This window comes from Klebsiella planticola ATCC 33531 (assembly GCF_000735435.1).
Taxonomy (GTDB): domain Bacteria; phylum Pseudomonadota; class Gammaproteobacteria; order Enterobacterales; family Enterobacteriaceae; genus Klebsiella; species Klebsiella planticola.
The window spans coordinates 135660-150947 of record NZ_JMPP01000033.1 but is presented as its reverse complement, the minus strand read 5'-3'; the positions used below and the strand labels follow the sequence as shown (position 1 = coordinate 150947).

Here is a 15288-nt window from a genome sequence, read left to right as displayed (position 1 = left end):
GGCAACATGCAAGAAGTGGTGATTGTTGGTGCGGTCAGAACGCCCATCGGCAGCTTTCGCGGCGTATTTTCCACGCTTTCCGCCGTTGACCTCGGCGCCGGGGTCGTGCGCAGTCTGCTGGCCCGCTGCTCGCTGCCGGCAACGGCAGTCGACGAGCTGATTTTCGGCCAGGTTTTAACCGCCGGCTGCGGGCAGAATCCGGCGCGTCAGACGGCCTTGCGCGCCGGTCTGCCGGTCAGCTGTCCGGCAGTGACGGTGAATCTGGTGTGCGGTTCCGGGCTGAAAGCCGTACAGCAAGCGGTGCAGGCGATCCGCAGCGGCGACGCCCAGGTGGTCATCGCCGGTGGTCAGGAGAGCATGAGCAATGCCCCCTATCTGATTGACGGCGCCCGTGCCGGGCTGCGCGTCGGCCATCGCAGCATGCAAGACAGTATGATTCAGGACGGCCTGTGGGACGCCTTCAACGACTATCACATGGGGGTGACGGCAGAGAATCTCGCCGACCGCTATGCCATCGATCGCCAACGGCAGGACGCCTTTGCCGCCGATTCACAACAGAAAGCGGCGGCAGCGATCGAAGCGGGCCGTTTTGAGCAAGAGATCGTGCCGGTGGTCGTCAGACAGGGAAAGCAACCGCCGCAGACCATTACCCGCGACGAGCAGCCCCGTCCGGCCACCACGCCAGAGCAGCTGGCGCAGCTGCGCCCTGCGTTCCGCGTGGAAAACGGCACCGTCACCGCCGGCAACGCCTCTGCGCTCAACGACGGCGCGGCGGCGGTACTCCTGATGAGCGCCGACAAAGCCCGGGAGCTGGGGCTGCCGGTACTGGGACGCATTGTCAGCAGCGCCGTGACGGGCGTCGATCCGGCGGTCATGGGGATTGGCCCCGTCAGCGCCTGCGAGATGGCGCTGGCACGGGCCGGATGGCGGCTCGACGAGGTGGATTTAATTGAGGCTAACGAGGCTTTTGCCGTTCAGGCGCTGGCCGTTGGCCAGTCTCTGGGCTGGGAGAGCAGCAAAGTCAACGTCAACGGCGGCGCCATTGCCCTCGGCCACCCTATCGGCGCCTCCGGCTGCCGGATCCTCGTCACCCTGCTGCATGAAATGCAGCGCCGGAGCGCCAGTAAAGGGCTTGCCACTCTCTGCGTCGGCGGCGGACAGGGTATCGCCATGACCATCGCACGTTAACAGGAGTCACTATGTATAAACCAACGCTGGCGGTGCTCGGCGCCGGACTGATGGGTATCGGTATCGCCTGCCACTTTGCTCGCCACGGCCACCGGGTACGGCTGTACGATACCGACCCGTCGCGTCTGGCAGAAGTCCCTGCCGTTGCCGCCGCTATTTTGCATGAACTGCAGGAGAGCGGACAATTTGATGCCGCCCACCAGCAGGCGGTTCTGGCGCGCTTAGCCGGGACCACCAGCCTCAGCGATCTGGCGGAATCTACGCTGCTGATAGAGGCGATTCCTGAACGTCTGCCGCTCAAACATGCGCTGTACGCGCAGCTGGAAACGCTGATTGCCGACGATGCGATCATTGCCAGCAACACCAGCGGCCTGCCGCCGGATAGCCTTGCGGCGGGCATGCGCCATCCGCAGCGACTACTAATCGCCCACTTCTGGCACCCGCCGCACTTTATTCCGCTGGTGGAGGTGGTGCCCGGCAGCGCCACGCGCCCGGAGCTCCCCGCCCTGGTGAGCGACTTTTTCACCCGCGCGGCGCTGGAAGCGGTGGTGCTTCAGCGTGCGGCGCCGGGGTTTGTTGGCAACCGCCTGCAGTTCGCTCTGCTGCGCGAGGCGCTGCATATCGTACACAGCGGTATCGCCTCGCCGGAAGTGGTCGATCGGGTGATGCGCGCTTCCCTCGGCCGCCGCTACGCGATGGTCGGTCCTCTGGAAGCGGCCGATATGACCGGGCTGGCGACGGTGCTGGATATTTGTCAGCACCTGCTGCCAGAGCTGGCCGGCGACGCGCAAATGATGGAACTGGTCGCGGAAAAAGTCGCCAGGGGCGAGACCGGCGCGCGCAGCGGGCAAGGATTTTATCGCTGGGATACTGCGCGGATGGCCCGTATCCAGTCGCGTCGGCAGCACCTCCTGCGCTATGCCCTGAAACCGTAGCTTCTCGAACTGTAGCCAACAATAACAATGAGCGTGAGGTGTCGTGATGAGTGTTTTGATTGCCCTGGCCGCGCTGGCATTACTGATGCTGGCGGCCTATCGAGGATATAGCGTTATCCTCTTTGCCCCTATCGCCGCCCTCGGCGCAGTGCTGCTCACCGACCCCGGCGCAGTAGGACCGACCTTTACCGGTCTGTTTATGGAAAAAATGGTCGGGTTTGTAAAGCTCTACTTCCCGGTGTTTCTGCTGGGCGCGGTGTTCGGCAAGCTGATCGAGCTGGCGGGCTTCTCGCGCGCCATCGTCGCCGCCGCCATTCAGATCCTCGGCCGACGTCACGCCATCCCGGTTATCGTGCTGGTTTGCGCCCTGTTAACCTATGGCGGCGTCTCGCTGTTTGTGGTGGCCTTTGCGGTCTACCCTTTTGCCGCCGAACTGTTCCGCCAGAGCGCTATCCCCAAACGGCTGATTCCGGCCACCGTTGCGCTGGGCGCGTTTTCATTCACCATGGATGCCCTGCCCGGGACGCCGCAGATCCAGAACATTATTCCCACCAGTTTCTTTGGCACCAACGCCTGGGCGGCTCCCTGGCTTGGCACGATCGGTTCGCTGTTTATCATCACCTTTGGTCTGCTATGGCTGGAACGTCAACGCCGTAAAGCCCAGCACGCGGGAGAAGGTTACGGCACGGATTTGCAAAACGAACCGGACACGCCGGACAACATCAACCTTCCTCATCCGCTGATTGCCATTGCCCCGCTGCTGCTGGTGGGGATCCTGAACCTGCTGTTTACCCGCTGGATCCCGCGATGGTACGGTACCACTCACGAGCTGGTTTTGCCGGGACTGGCGAAGCCTATCGTCACCGAAGTGGGTAAAATCACCGCGATCTGGGCCGTTGAAGCAGCGCTGCTGGCTGGCATTGTCGTGGTGCTGATCTTCGGCTTTCGCAATATCCGCGGGCGTCTGGCGGAAGGCAGTCGCACCGCCGTTAGCGGCGCCATTCTCGCGGCGATGAATACGGCATCGGAATATGGTTTTGGCGCCGTCATTGCCGCGCTGCCCGGTTTCCTGGTTTTGTCAAAGGCGCTGACGGCCATTCCCAACCCGCTGCTGAATGAAGCCATCAGCGTGACGGTGCTGGCGGGCATTACCGGCTCCGCATCGGGCGGGATGAGCATCGCCCTGGCGGCGATGTCGGAGACCTTTATCGCTGCCGCCCACGCCGCCGATATTCCGCTGGAGGTATTGCATCGCGTAGCCTCGATGGCCAGCGGCGGCATGGATACGTTGCCGCATAATGGCGCGGTCATTACCCTGCTGGCGATCACTGGCCTCAGCCATCGTCAGGCCTACGGCGGCATTTTTGCCATTACCCTGATTAAAAGTCTGGCGGTTCTGTTTGTCATTGCCGTCTTCTATTTAACCGGCATTGTCTGATGCGACAATATATAACCGGCATCACGAAGGAAAACACCATGAATCTGAACGGAAAGGTGGCGCTGGTCACCGGCTCAACAAGCGGTATCGGTTTAGGGATCGCGAAGGTACTGGCAAAATCCGGCGCGCAGCTGATCCTCAACGGCTTTGGCGACAGCGCATCGGCGCGCGCGGAAGTGGCGCAGATCGGCAAAGCCCCGGGCTATCACGATGCCGACCTGCGCGATGTGCAGCAGATTGAAGCGATGATGGCCTACGCCGAAGCGGAATTTGGCGGCGTAGATATTGTGATTAATAACGCCGGGATCCAGCACGTGGCCCCGGTGGAGCATTTCGCCGTAGAGAAGTGGAACGATATTATAGCCATCAATCTCTCCAGCGTCTTTCACACCAGTCGTCTGGCGCTCCCCGGGATGCGGGCGCGTAACTGGGGGCGCATTATCAATATTGCCTCGGTTCACGGTCTGGTGGCCTCGAAGGATAAGTCAGCCTACGTCGCAGCCAAACACGGCGTGATCGGCCTGAGCAAAACGCTGGCGCTGGAGACCGCCAGAACCGGCGTGACCTGCAATGCGATTTGCCCTGGCTGGGTATTAACCCCGCTGGTACAGCAGCAGATCGATAAACGCATCGCTGAAGGTTGCGATCCGCACCAGGCCCGCGAACAGCTGCTGGCGGAAAAGCAGCCCTCCGGCGAGTTTGTCACCCCGGAACAGCTGGGTGAACTGGCGCTGTTTCTCTGTAGTGAAGGTGCAGCCCAGGTGCGCGGCGCGGCATGGAACATGGACGGCGGCTGGGTCGCGCAATAACCGACAACCTGCTCAGGAGGCCCCCGTTCCTTCTGAGCAGCCCTCATTTTTTCCGGCGAAATATTTCCCTGCCGTCGGTTTATTTTCGGCAAAAGACAATGAGTTCGGGCTATTTATTTAATAATGATGTATGGTTTCAGGCCATTAAATCAGGAAGGAAATCATATGTCAGATCGAAAAGATGCCAAAAGCCGCCGTAATTATCTTGTAAAATGCACCTGCCCTAATTGCTCCCAGGATTCAGAACACAGCTTCAGCCGAGTACAAAAAGGCGCCCAGCTCATTTGCCCCTACTGCCACAAACTCTTCCAGACAACAGCAAAAAATGCTGCTTAATCTCTAGATGCCAGACGCTGATTGTTCCACGAAATCCAACACTGATTAGATTTTTCTTATCATCTTGAATGAATGGCACAATCGGTTGTTATTTTTTTGGCAAATAGAAAACCCGCACAATGGCGGGTTTTAAATAAATCTATTCTGTCTGTTACCCTGGTAAATCTGTCTACTCAGGCTGCGCCGTCTTCGTTATCGCAGACCCACCAGCGTTCAGCATACTTATCCTACGATCGAAACGTTTGTCGCCGCCGGGCCTTTCGCGCCGCTGCCGACCACAAACTCGACCTTCTGCCCTTCAAACAGGGTGCGGAAGTCTTCGCTTTGAATGGCAGAAAAGTGGACGAAGATGTCCTTGCTGCCATCGGCCGGCGTAATGAAGCCGAAGCCTTTATCTGCGTTAAACCATTTGACTAAACCAGTCATTTTATTCGACATTCGATATTCCTTTTTATGAGCCCTTAATCGGCAAACTGGTTTGCGCTACAGAATCAACTTAACACTTAATGGAGGGACTCAAGGAAGGAGGTATCAGCGATAACGCCTGGAAATGAGGACTGCTTTAGTGAACTGCTTTCTGTCTTACAAACCGACCAGGCTATTAAGGCACAGGGGATATTTATTAGCAAGGTTTATTTTAGCCGTCCGGAAGCCTGCTCCGGTAAGAAATTAAATCAATAGCTTTATTGTTCGATTAAGGTATAGTGCGCCGGTACTTATTTTCCCAAGGATTTTATTTGTTCCAAAAAATGACAGGCATTGTCAAAGCGTTTGATAATAAAACCGGCAAAGGCCTTATAATTCCCTCCGATGGTCGTAAAGACGTTCAGGTCCATATTTCTGCATTATCCCCTGGTGAATCAGCAACCATAATCCCGGGTATTCGCGTTGAATTTCGCCGGGTCAACGGCCTGCGCGGTCCGACGGCGGCAAACGTCTACCTTTCATAGTCACAGCCCGACCACTGATGACGGCCCCGATAGCAGACCGGGGCGGCTAAAACATCTCCAGAAAACGTTTTACCGTTCGCGATCGTTCGAATCGCCGCCACGCAATCGCAATATCGGTCGTCACCGGCGTCCCCGACAGCGGGCGATAGATTACCTCGGGATGGTGGATACAGGTCATCGACTGCGGCACCAGCGCAAAACCGAATCCGGCAGCCACCATGCTTAAGGAGGAGGAGAGTTGCGAAGATTGTCTCGCCTGACGCATATCGATGCCCGCGCGCAAACAGCTATTAAAGACCTGCTCATACAGCCCCGGGGCCACCTCGCGCGGAAACAGAATCGGCGCAGTCTCCTGCAGTTGCACCAGCGGCAGCATGGCCTCACCGGCAAGCGGGTGGTCACGGTGCAGGGCGATAACCATCGGCTCCACATCGATAATGCGCAGGTTAAACGCTTTGCTGCTTTCGCACGGCAGGCGCACAAAGGCGATATCCAGCTCCCCTTCCCCCAGCGCGCTCATCAGCGCCGCCATGTTGCCCTCGACCTGACGCAGGGTGACCGCCGGATAGCGGAGCTGAAACTGGCGCAGCAGCGCGAAAATCTGCGGATGAAAAGCATTAGAACTGGTGATGCCTAACGCCAGCCTACCGTTCATCCCGCGGGCGATACCTTTGGTCTTTTCCAGCGCCGCGTCGCTAAGAGCGAGGATCTGGCAGGCATCTTCATAAAACGATTCTCCCGCTTCCGTCAGCTCAATTCCCCGCGTCAGACGGCGCAGCAGCGGCGTGCCAATTTCTCTCTCAAGCCGCTGAATTTGCTGACTTAATGGCGGCTGAGAAATACCAAGATCCCTGGCGGCGCGGGTGAAATTTCGCGCCTCAGCCACGGCGACAAAATAGCGTAGATAACGAAGTTCCATATCAAAAACGTCTCAAACCAGCATGCTTTCTATATTGGAACTGAGAGCTGAATCGGGTCAACAATTATTTAATCTTTCTTATATTTGTTGAGCGAGGACGTCTCTGATGACCCATTCTTCTGCATGTACCTGCCAGCAAAGCCTGTGTGAAACCGTACGCGGGTTTTCCGCCCAGCAGCCTGATAACGTGCTCTATCAGACCTCTTTGATGAGCGCGCTCCTGAGCGGCGTCTATGAGGGCAATACCACCATCGCCGATCTGCTTACCCACGGCGACTTCGGTCTCGGAACCTTTAACGAACTCGACGGCGAGCTGATCGCCTTCAGCAGCGAGGTCTACCAGCTGCGCGCCGACGGCAGCGCACGCAAAGCCCGCGGGGAACAAAAGACGCCGTTCGCGGTGATGACCTGGTTTCGGCCGCAGCACCGCGTCAGCTTCGACCATCCGGTAAACCGCCAGCAGTTGCATGAGATCATCGACCGGCAGATCCCCTCCGACAATCTGTTCTGCGCCCTGCATATCGACGGCCACTTTCGTCACGCCCATACCCGGACCGTCCCCCGGCAGACTCCCCCCTACCGGGCGATGACCGATGTTCTGGACGACCAGCCGGTGTTCCGCTTCAACCAGCGTAAAGGGATACTGGTCGGTTTTCGCACCCCGCAGCATATGCAGGGAATTAACGTTGCCGGGTATCACGAACATTTCATCACCGACGATCGTCAGGGCGGCGGCCATCTGCTGGATTACCAGCTCGATAGCGGCGTGCTGACTTTCGGCGAAATCCACAAGCTGCTGATTGACCTCCCGGCCGACAGCGCTTTCCTGCAGGCCGATTTGCATCCTGACAATCTCGACGCCGCCATTCGCGCGGTAGAAAATTAAGGAGCTTCATATGGACAATCAACGTCACGAACGCCAGTGGGCGCACGGCGCGGATATGATAGTCAGCCAGCTTGAGGCCCAGGGGGTACGCCAGGTCTTCGGCATCCCCGGCGCGAAAATAGATAAAGTCTTCGATTCGCTACTGGACTCCACCATCCGGATTATTCCCGTGCGCCACGAAGCTAACGCCGCGTTTATGGCCGCGGCAGTCGGCCGCCTGACCGGTAAAGCGGGCGTCGCGCTGGTCACCTCCGGCCCTGGCTGTTCGAATCTGATTACCGGCATGGCCACCGCTAACAGCGAGGGCGATCCGGTGGTCGCGCTGGGTGGCGCGGTTAAGCGGGCGGATAAGGCAAAACTGGTCCATCAAAGCATGGATACCGTGGCGATGTTCAGCCCGGTGACCAAATATGCCGTGGAAGTGACCGCCTCCGACGCGCTGGCGGAAGTTGTCTCCAACGCTTTCCGCGCCGCCGAGCAGGGGCGCCCGGGCAGCGCCTTTATCAGCCTGCCGCAGGATGTTGTCGATCAACCTACCCGCGGCGCGATTCTCCCGGTCGGCAACGCCCCGCAAATGGGCGCGGCACCTGACGAGGCTATCGAGAAGGTCGCGCAGATGATCGCCGCCGCCAAAAACCCGATTTTCCTGCTCGGGCTGATGGCCAGCCAGCCGGAAAACAGCCATGCCCTGCACCAGCTGCTCGAGCAGAGTCATATTCCGGTCACCAGTACCTACCAGGCCGCCGGGGCGGTCAATCAGCAGCACTTTGCGCGCTTCGCTGGCCGGGTCGGACTGTTTAACAACCAGGCCGGCGACCGCCTGCTCCACCTCGCCGACCTGATCATCTGCATCGGCTACAGCCCGGTCGAGTATGAACCGGCGATGTGGAATCGCGGCGACGCGACGCTGGTCCATATCGACGTGCTGCCCGCTTATGAAGAGCGTAACTACACCCCCGATATCGAGCTGGTGGGTGATATCGCCGCGACGCTGAACAAACTGACCCGGCGCATCAGCCATAAGCTGGTGTTAACTCCGCAGGCGGCGGAGATCCTCACCGATCGCCAGCATCAGCGCGAGCTGCTCGACCGCCGCGGCGCGCAGCTGAATCAATTTGCCCTTCATCCGCTGCGCATCGTGCGGGCAATGCAGGATATCGTCAACAGCGATGTCACCCTCACCGTCGACATGGGCAGCTTCCATATCTGGATCGCCCGCTATCTGTACAGCTTCCGCGCCCGCCAGGTGATGATTTCCAATGGTCAGCAGACGATGGGCGTCGCGCTGCCGTGGGCAATCGGCGCGTGGCTGGTCAATCCGCAGCGCAAAGTGGTCTCGGTCTCCGGCGACGGCGGGTTCCTGCAATCCAGCATGGAGCTGGAGACCGCCGTCCGACTGCAGGCCAATATCCTGCATATCATCTGGGTCGACAACGGTTACAACATGGTGGCGATTCAGGAACAGAAAAAATACCAGCGCCTCTCCGGCGTGGAGTTCGGCCCGGTTGATTTCAAAGCCTACGCCGAATCGTTCGGGGCTAAAGGCTTTGCGGTGGCGAGCGCCGACGCGCTGGAGCCGACGCTGCGTGCCGCCATGGACGTCGATGGCCCGGCGGTGGTCGCCATTCCGGTCGACTACCGCGATAACCCTCTGCTGATGGGGCAACTCCATCTCAGCCAAATACTTTGAGTCACTACAAAAAGGAAAGGAATATGCAAAAAGTCGCACTTGTCACCGGCGCCGCTCAGGGCATCGGTAAAGCTATCGCGCTGCGCCTGGTTAAAGACGGATTTGCCGTGGCCATTGCCGATTACAACGATACCGCAGCGAAAGCCGTGGCCGCCGAAATCAACCAGCACGGCGGCCGGGCGCTGGCGGTTAAGGTTGACGTCTCGCGCCGTGAACAGGTTTTCGCCGCCGTCGAACAGGCGCGTAAAACGTTGGGCGGTTTCCACGTTATCGTCAACAATGCCGGCATCGCCCCTTCGACGCCGATCGAAGCGATCGTCGAGGAGACCGTCGATAAGGTCTATAACATCAACGTCAAAGGCGTCATCTGGGGCATTCAGGCGGCGGTCGACGCCTTTAAAAAAGAGGGCCACGGCGGGAAAATTATCAACGCCTGTTCCCAGGCCGGGCACGTCGGCAATCCGGAACTGGCGGTCTACAGCTCGAGTAAATTCGCCGTACGCGGCCTGACCCAGACCGCTGCCCGCGACCTGGCGCCGCTGGGGATCACCGTTAACGGCTACTGTCCGGGGATCGTCAAAACGCCGATGTGGGCGGAGATCGATCGTCAGGTCTCGGAAGCCGCGGGCAAACCGCTGGGCTACGGTACCGCCGAGTTCGCGAAACGCATCACCCTCGGACGTTTGTCCGAACCTGAAGACGTCGCGGCCTGCGTGTCGTATCTGGCGAGCCCGGACTCTGACTATATGACCGGTCAGTCGCTACTGATCGATGGCGGGATGGTTTTTAACTAATTCCATGATGCTCTGACATGGTTTGCCCCTGCCGCGAGGCCGGGGCTTTTTTTATCTGCCGGTCACGCTCACTCGGGCGCTAAACGCGCGCCCCGCAGCCCGGCGGGTAAGGGTTATCCCGGCCGATTAGCGCGCGCTCGCCTGCGCCTGCGCCAGCTGGCGTTCAATAGCCTGACGTCGCGCATCGTTCGCCGGCAATATTTCCAGCAGCTGTTGCAATGCCGCGACCGCCTGCGGGTAATTTTCGCTGCGCAGCGCGCTCAGCGCCAGCAGTTCCAGCACCGGCAGATTCTGCGGCTGCCGCTGATGCAGTTCGCGCAGCAGAAGTTCTGCCATCCGCAGCTGGCCGCTATCGCCGGCCCGCACCAGCACGCTGGCGTAATCGAATGTGGCCACCGGATCGTGCGCCGCCAGCTGATGGGCGCGGGCAAAGGCGCCGATCGCCGTCTCGCCGTCGTTGAGCAGCAGGGCAATGCGCCCCAGCAGCTGCCAGCCGGCAAGATAGTCAGGTTGATCCTGTAACTGGCTGCGCAGCCCGAGCCTGAGCTGAGCCAGTTGATCCATCCGCAGCGGCGCCGCCGTTGGGTCTTGCAGCTGGCGGAGCAGCGCGGGAGTTTGACGTTCCGCCTGTTGCCAGAGCAACACCTGACCAATATCGCTGGTTTTCAGGAAGATCCCGCAGCTCAACAGTACCAGCGCCACGGCGCCGGGCAGCAGCACCCAACGGCCGAGCGGGCGAACTTTAGCCGGCGAGGCGTCGGGAATATCGGCCAGCAGCGTACGCTGCAGTTCAACCACCATCGCTTCCCGGTCGACAACGTTGTCCTCCTGCGCCAGCTCGTCGAGCCGCGTCTGGTACAGCGTCCGGTTCAGGCTATCGCGATCCGCCGCCGTCTCCCCCTGCCACGGAAAATACAGCAGCGCCAGCGCCCCGGCCAACATCAGTAGCGCCGGCAGTAAAAACAGGGTCATCAATCCTCTCCTTTGTTCAGTAACGCCGCCAGCCGCTGACGCTCTTGTGCACTCAGTGCAGCGCTTGCTCCGCCGCGACGTCGGGTTCGCGCCACCAGCAGCGCGACACCGGCGATAACAAACAGCCCCGGAACCAGCCACAACAGTAAGGTCCCGGCGGTCAACGGCGGTTCATAGCTGACGAAATGGCCGTAGCGCGCCACCATATAGGCGATGATTTGATCTTTGCTTTGCCCCTGCTGCATCAGCTCATAAACCTTCAGCCGCATATCGGCGGCAATCATCGCATTCGAGTCCGCGATGCTGTTGTTCTGGCACTTCGGACAGCGCAGCTGGGAGGTGATCTCGCGAAACGCCTGCTCCTGCGCTTCGTTTTTGAACTGCCAGGTGTCGATGGCGGCCAGCGCCTGGCCTGCGAGCAGCAGCGCCATCAGCGCCAGTATCCAGCGCCTCATGTTGCCGGCTCCTGCGTATATTTCAGCCACAGCGGCTGGAGCTGTTCGCGCCACACCCTGGCGTTCAGATCCCCGGCGTGACGCCAGCGAATAATGCCCTGGCCATCAATCAGAAAGGTTTCCGGCGCGCCATATACGCCCAGATCAAGGCCCAGCATACCGCTGCCGTCGAACAGACTCAGCGCATAGGGGTTGCCCAGACTGTCGAGCCAGGTCACCGCCTTCTGCCGGTCATCTTTGTAGTTCAGCCCGACGACGCGGACCCCCTGCCTGGCCAGCTCATTAAGGAACTGATGCTCGGCGCGACAGGTCGGGCACCAGGTGGCCCAGACGTTCAGCAGCAGCGGTTTCCCGTCGATCAGCGCCGCGCGGCTGTAAGTTTTTCCCGCCGTCGTCAACGCCTCAAGACGAAACTCAGGCAGCGGTTTGCCGATCAGCGCGGATTCGAGCATCGTCGGATCGTCGCCGTCGGCGTTACGCAACAGTTGCCAGAACAGCGCCATCGCCAGCAGCAGAAACAGCGCCAGCGGAATAAAAAGCAGCCTGCGGTTCATGGCGCCTCCTGCCGTTGTTTACGCATCCGGTAGCGCGGGTCGAGCATGCAGCACAGGCCGCCAAGCGCCATCAGGCCGCCGCCGAACCAAATCCAGCGCACGAACGGTTTGTAGTACAGACGCACCGCCCAGCTGCCATCCTCCAGCTCTTCCCCCAGCGCGGCATACAGATCGCGCGTCAAACCGCCGCCGATCGCCGCTTCGGTCATCATCATGCGGCTGGCGCTGTAGTACCGTTTTTCCGCGTACAGCGTGGCTTCCGGGCGACCGTTGCGCGTCACCGTAATCACCCCTTCGCCGCCGGTCCAGTTCGGGCCGACGATGTTGCGCACCCCGTCGAACACAAAGTGGTAGCGATGAATATCGATGCTATCGCCGGTTTTCATCCGCACGTCGCGCTCAATACTGTAGTTCTGGCTGAAGGTAATCCCGATGACGGTGACCGCCACGCCAACGTGGCCCAGCACCATTCCCCACTGGCTGCGCGAAATCACCCGCAGGCCGCGCCAGAAACCGTGCCGGTGGGTCGCCCGCTCATGGATTTCAATCAGGGCACAGAGCAGTACCCAAATCGCCATCATCAGACCGAGAACCGCCATGGCGACAATCCGGTCCTGCAGCAGCCACGGCAGCAGCAGAGAAAGTGACAATGTCACCAATAGTGCCATCGCCAGCCGCTTAAGCTGCTTGCCCGGCTGGTCACGCCGCCAGCGGATCAACGGTCCCACTCCCAGCAGCAGTGCAAACGGCGCCATCAGCGCGGTGAACAGCAGGTTAAAGAAGGGTTCGCCGATCGAGATACTGCCAAGCCCCAGCTCTTTGTGCACCAGCGGCAGCAACGTGCCGAGCAGCACCACCAGCATGGCGGCGATCAGCAAAATATTGTTCCCCAGCAGAAACGACTCTCGCGACCACAGCGTATGTTCGACCCGCGCCCGCACCTGTCCCCCCTTCAGGGCATACAGCAGCAGCGATCCGCCGATAGCCACCACCAGCAACGCCAGAATAAACAGCCCGCGCGTCGGATCCGAGGCGAACGAATGGACCGACACCAGCACCCCGGAGCGCACCAGGAAGGTTCCCAGCAGGCACAGTGAAAAGGCGGCAATCGCCAGCAGCACGGTCCAGGCCCGGAAGCTCCCGCGTTTCTCGGTGACCGCCAGGGAGTGCAGCAGCGCCGTCCCCACCAGCCATGGCATAAACGAGGCGTTCTCCACCGGATCCCAGAACCACCAGCCGCCCCAGCCCAGCTCGTAGTAGGCCCAGGCAGAGCCCAGCACGATACCCAGAGTCAGAAACACCCATGCTGCCTGGGTCCACGGGCGCGACCAGCGCGCCCAGGCGGTATCCAGCCGTCCGGCGAGCAGCGAGGCAATCGCAAAGGCGAACGCCACCGAGAAGCCCACATAGCCCATATAAAGGATCGGCGGATGGAAAATCATGCCGATATCCTGCAGAAGCGGATTGAGGTCGCGACCATCAACCGGATAGAGCGGCAGCGTGCGGGCAAAAGGATTCGAGGTGAACAGAATAAACAGCAGAAAGCCGAAGGCGATGGTCCCCATCACCGCCAGCACCCGCGCTACGGCGTCCTGCGGCATCCGCCGACTGAACAGCGCCACCGCGAAAGTCCAGACGCTCAGCAGCAGCACCCACAGCAGCAGTGAGCCTTCATGGGCGCCCCAGGTCGCCGCGACCCGGTACCACACCGGCAGCGCGCTGTTCGAGTTATCCGCGACATAGCGCACGGTGAAATCATTGACCACGAAGGCATGGACCAGCACGAGAAAGGCGCCCGCGACGCAGAAAAACAGCGCGCAGGCCAGGGGCCGCGCCAGCGCCATTAGCCGCGGGTCCTGCCGCGCAGCGCCCCATTGCGGATAAATGCCCAGCAGTAGCGCGAGGCCTGTCGCCAGGCACAATAGATAGTGCCCCAGTTCCGGCATCATGGTTGTTCTCCCTTCTTCTCCGGCTGCAGCGCCTCTTTCACTTCCGGCGGCGTATAGTTCTCATCGTGCTTCGCCAGCACCTGGCGGGCGGTAATGTGCCGATCGCCATCGAGCACCCCCTGGGCTACCACTCCCTGCCCCTCGCGGAACAGATCCGGCAGAATGCCCCGATAGCTAACTTCCACAACCCCGCGGGCGTCGTACAGGCGGAAACTGACGTCCAGGCTCTGCGGGTCACGCTTGACGCTGCCGGGCTGAACGTAGCCGCCAATCCGCAGGCGCTGGCCGTGATGTGGCCGCTGATGGGTTTCCGTTTTGCCATACAGGATCTCCCCCGGGGTGTAGAAAAGATCGATATTGGCGCTGAGGGCATACAGCGTCAGGCCAATGGTCAGCCCGAGGCCGACCAGCACCGCCAGCGCGATCCCAAGCCGGGTTTTACGACGCGTTTGCATCGCTGCCCTCCGCTTCTGCACGGCGGCGAGCGGCGACGATACGCCGCTCCCGGGCCTGCTGACGGCTCAGCTCACGGAACAGCGCCCGTCGCTGCCAGCAGGTATGTAGCGTCAGAAAACCGAAGATCAGCAGCGTCGCCGCCACCGCCAGCCAGACATACAATGCGTAGCCGCCCATAGCCAGAAAGGCGGCGGCAGATGAAAAGGCGGGGGTCATTTCTCCGCTCCTTTTGGGGCAGTAACCAGCGCCTGGACCCAGGGTCGACGCCGCTCCTGTAACAGAATCAAATTGCGCAGGCGCATCAGCGTCAGGGTGGCCACCAGGCTAAGGAAGGCCAGAATGCAGATTCGCAATGGCAGACGCATACTGGGGTCAATCGACTGTTGCATGTTGGTCGACCCTTGATGCAGCGTGTTCCACCAGATGACCGAATAGTGAATGACAGGCAGATTGACCACCCCCACCAGCACCAGAATACCGACCGCCCTGCCCGCCAGACGGCGATCGTCGAAAGCGTGCCAGAGAGCGATAATCCCGGCATAGAGAAACAGCAAAACCAGCTCCGAGGTCAGGCGCGCATCCCAGATCCACCACGTTCCCCACATCGGTTTCCCCCATGCCGCCCCGCTGACCAGGGCGATGGCCGTGCAGGCGGCGCCCACCGGCGCCAGCGCCGCCACCGTCAGATCGGCCATTTTCATCTGCCAGACCAGCCCCACAAAGGCGGCGACGGCCATTGCCAGATAGACGCCCATCGACCACATGGCCGCCGGGACATGCAGATACATAATCCGGTAGCTTTGCCCCTGCTGATAATCCGCCGGCGCGTAGACAAATCCCCACACCAGCCCCACCGCCAGCAGCAGCGCGCTCAAGGCCGTTAGCCAGGGAATACAGCGGCCGCACAGGCCGTACAGCCGTTCGGGTATCGCCAGTTGATGTAATGTTTTCCACATA

At 60.5% G+C, this 15288-nt stretch carries 18 protein-coding genes; 9 read left to right on the top strand and 9 right to left on the bottom strand.

All coding sequences use genetic code 11. From position 1 onward, the window contains the following. The first annotated feature begins 6 nt into the window (after positions 1 to 6). From GRPL_RS10400 to GRPL_RS28250, 5 genes are all read left to right on the top strand, one after another. On the top strand, positions 7 to 1188 hold the full coding sequence (locus GRPL_RS10400; protein WP_032699602.1) for an acetyl-CoA C-acetyltransferase: 1182 nt from the start codon (positions 7 to 9) through the stop codon (positions 1186 to 1188). 11 nt (positions 1189 to 1199) lie between these two features. Continuing rightward, positions 1200 to 2123, top strand: a complete 924-nt coding sequence (locus tag GRPL_RS10405; protein ID WP_032687237.1) for a 3-hydroxyacyl-CoA dehydrogenase family protein — start codon at positions 1200 to 1202, stop codon at positions 2121 to 2123. A gap of 43 nt (positions 2124 to 2166) precedes the next feature. Then, a complete protein-coding gene (locus tag GRPL_RS10410; RefSeq protein WP_196770340.1) occupies positions 2167 to 3561 on the top strand; it encodes a GntP family permease in 1395 nt (464 codons plus the stop codon). 38 nt (positions 3562 to 3599) lie between these two features. Next, positions 3600 to 4370: a 3-hydroxybutyrate dehydrogenase gene (locus GRPL_RS10415; protein ID WP_032697316.1), complete on the top strand. Its 771-nt coding sequence runs from the start codon at positions 3600 to 3602 to the stop codon at positions 4368 to 4370. A 165-nt stretch (positions 4371 to 4535) separates the two neighbouring features. Next, on the top strand, positions 4536 to 4706 hold the full coding sequence (locus GRPL_RS28250; RefSeq protein WP_213084092.1) for a YnfU family zinc-binding protein: 171 nt from the start codon (positions 4536 to 4538) through the stop codon (positions 4704 to 4706). 222 nt (positions 4707 to 4928) lie between these two features. Here GRPL_RS28250 and cspE read toward each other — a convergent pair whose 3' ends face one another. Next, complete coding sequence (gene cspE / locus GRPL_RS10420; protein WP_004862963.1) at positions 4929 to 5144, bottom strand: transcription antiterminator/RNA stability regulator CspE; 216 nt, start codon at positions 5142 to 5144, stop codon at positions 4929 to 4931. Between the two features lie 299 nt (positions 5145 to 5443). On the opposite strand from cspE, the gene cspF reads away from it, so the two are divergent. Continuing rightward, the gene (cspF, locus tag GRPL_RS10425; protein WP_032687233.1) at positions 5444 to 5656 is read left to right on the top strand and encodes a cold shock-like protein CspF; all 213 of its coding nucleotides are present in this window, start codon (positions 5444 to 5446) and stop codon (positions 5654 to 5656) included. 46 nt (positions 5657 to 5702) lie between these two features. On the opposite strand, the gene GRPL_RS10430 is transcribed toward cspF, so the two are convergent. After that, complete coding sequence (locus GRPL_RS10430) at positions 5703 to 6575, bottom strand: LysR family transcriptional regulator (RefSeq protein WP_032687232.1); 873 nt, start codon at positions 6573 to 6575, stop codon at positions 5703 to 5705. Positions 6576 to 6681: 106 nt separating this feature from the next. Here GRPL_RS10430 and budA point away from each other — a divergent pair, with 106 nt between their 5' ends. From budA to GRPL_RS10445, 3 genes are read left to right on the top strand one after another with little or no spacing between them, the layout of a single operon-like run. After that, positions 6682 to 7461, top strand: a complete 780-nt coding sequence (budA, locus tag GRPL_RS10435; RefSeq protein ID WP_032697317.1) for an acetolactate decarboxylase — start codon at positions 6682 to 6684, stop codon at positions 7459 to 7461. Between the two features lie 10 nt (positions 7462 to 7471). Then, positions 7472 to 9151 (top strand): acetolactate synthase AlsS, encoded by a 1680-nt coding sequence (alsS, locus tag GRPL_RS10440; protein ID WP_032687229.1) that lies wholly within the window; start codon positions 7472 to 7474, stop codon positions 9149 to 9151. A 23-nt stretch (positions 9152 to 9174) separates the two neighbouring features. Continuing rightward, positions 9175 to 9945, top strand: a complete 771-nt coding sequence (locus GRPL_RS10445) for a (S)-acetoin forming diacetyl reductase (protein WP_032687228.1) — start codon at positions 9175 to 9177, stop codon at positions 9943 to 9945. A 126-nt stretch (positions 9946 to 10071) separates the two neighbouring features. On the opposite strand, the gene ccmI is transcribed toward GRPL_RS10445, so the two are convergent. The 7 genes from ccmI to GRPL_RS10480 are packed head-to-tail and all read right to left on the bottom strand — an operon-like array spanning position 10072 to position 15287. After that, positions 10072 to 10917: a c-type cytochrome biogenesis protein CcmI gene (gene ccmI, locus GRPL_RS10450; protein WP_032699600.1), complete on the bottom strand. Its 846-nt coding sequence runs from the start codon at positions 10915 to 10917 to the stop codon at positions 10072 to 10074. Then, on the bottom strand, positions 10917 to 11360 hold the full coding sequence (locus GRPL_RS10455; protein WP_162180091.1) for a cytochrome c-type biogenesis protein: 444 nt from the start codon (positions 11358 to 11360) through the stop codon (positions 10917 to 10919). Before GRPL_RS10455 ends, ccmI begins: the two co-directional genes overlap by 1 nt. An 8-nt stretch (positions 11361 to 11368) precedes the next feature. Further along, complete coding sequence (locus tag GRPL_RS10460; RefSeq protein ID WP_032699599.1) at positions 11369 to 11926, bottom strand: DsbE family thiol:disulfide interchange protein; 558 nt, start codon at positions 11924 to 11926, stop codon at positions 11369 to 11371. Next, positions 11923 to 13875, bottom strand: a complete 1953-nt coding sequence (locus GRPL_RS10465) for a heme lyase CcmF/NrfE family subunit (protein WP_032699598.1) — start codon at positions 13873 to 13875, stop codon at positions 11923 to 11925. The genes GRPL_RS10460 and GRPL_RS10465 overlap by 4 nt, the downstream gene beginning before the upstream one ends. Continuing rightward, a complete protein-coding gene (gene ccmE / locus GRPL_RS10470; protein WP_032697323.1) occupies positions 13872 to 14330 on the bottom strand; it encodes a cytochrome c maturation protein CcmE in 459 nt (152 codons plus the stop codon). Before ccmE ends, GRPL_RS10465 begins: the two co-directional genes overlap by 4 nt. Then, positions 14314 to 14547: a heme exporter protein CcmD gene (gene ccmD / locus GRPL_RS10475; RefSeq protein WP_032687221.1), complete on the bottom strand. Its 234-nt coding sequence runs from the start codon at positions 14545 to 14547 to the stop codon at positions 14314 to 14316. The genes ccmE and ccmD overlap by 17 nt, the downstream gene beginning before the upstream one ends. Further along, the gene (locus GRPL_RS10480) at positions 14544 to 15287 is read right to left on the bottom strand and encodes a heme ABC transporter permease (RefSeq protein ID WP_032687219.1); all 744 of its coding nucleotides are present in this window, start codon (positions 15285 to 15287) and stop codon (positions 14544 to 14546) included. Before GRPL_RS10480 ends, ccmD begins: the two co-directional genes overlap by 4 nt. Position 15288 lies beyond the last annotated feature (1 nt).

Bases quoted from the DNA above. Each gene is read 5' to 3' on its own strand.
- ccmI (WP_032699600.1), bottom strand. From the start codon at position 10,917: ATGACCCTGTTTTTACTGCCGGCGCTACTGATGTTGGCCGGGGCGCTG.
- alsS (WP_032687229.1), top strand. From the start codon at position 7,472: ATGGACAATCAACGTCACGAACGCCAGTGGGCGCACGGCGCGGATATG.
- GRPL_RS10415 (WP_032697316.1), top strand. From the start codon at position 3,600: ATGAATCTGAACGGAAAGGTGGCGCTGGTCACCGGCTCAACAAGCGGT.
- GRPL_RS10445 (WP_032687228.1), top strand. From the start codon at position 9,175: ATGCAAAAAGTCGCACTTGTCACCGGCGCCGCTCAGGGCATCGGTAAA.
- budA (WP_032697317.1), top strand. From the start codon at position 6,682: ATGACCCATTCTTCTGCATGTACCTGCCAGCAAAGCCTGTGTGAAACC.
- GRPL_RS10405 (WP_032687237.1), top strand. From the start codon at position 1,200: ATGTATAAACCAACGCTGGCGGTGCTCGGCGCCGGACTGATGGGTATC.
- GRPL_RS28250 (WP_213084092.1), top strand. From the start codon at position 4,536: ATGTCAGATCGAAAAGATGCCAAAAGCCGCCGTAATTATCTTGTAAAA.
- GRPL_RS10480 (WP_032687219.1), bottom strand. From the start codon at position 15,287: ATGTGGAAAACATTACATCAACTGGCGATACCCGAACGGCTGTACGGC.
- GRPL_RS10460 (WP_032699599.1), bottom strand. From the start codon at position 11,926: ATGAACCGCAGGCTGCTTTTTATTCCGCTGGCGCTGTTTCTGCTGCTG.
- ccmD (WP_032687221.1), bottom strand. From the start codon at position 14,547: ATGACCCCCGCCTTTTCATCTGCCGCCGCCTTTCTGGCTATGGGCGGC.
- ccmE (WP_032697323.1), bottom strand. From the start codon at position 14,330: ATGCAAACGCGTCGTAAAACCCGGCTTGGGATCGCGCTGGCGGTGCTG.
- cspE (WP_004862963.1), bottom strand. From the start codon at position 5,144: ATGTCGAATAAAATGACTGGTTTAGTCAAATGGTTTAACGCAGATAAA.
- GRPL_RS10430 (WP_032687232.1), bottom strand. From the start codon at position 6,575: ATGGAACTTCGTTATCTACGCTATTTTGTCGCCGTGGCTGAGGCGCGA.
- GRPL_RS10465 (WP_032699598.1), bottom strand. From the start codon at position 13,875: ATGATGCCGGAACTGGGGCACTATCTATTGTGCCTGGCGACAGGCCTC.
- GRPL_RS10400 (WP_032699602.1), top strand. From the start codon at position 7: ATGCAAGAAGTGGTGATTGTTGGTGCGGTCAGAACGCCCATCGGCAGC.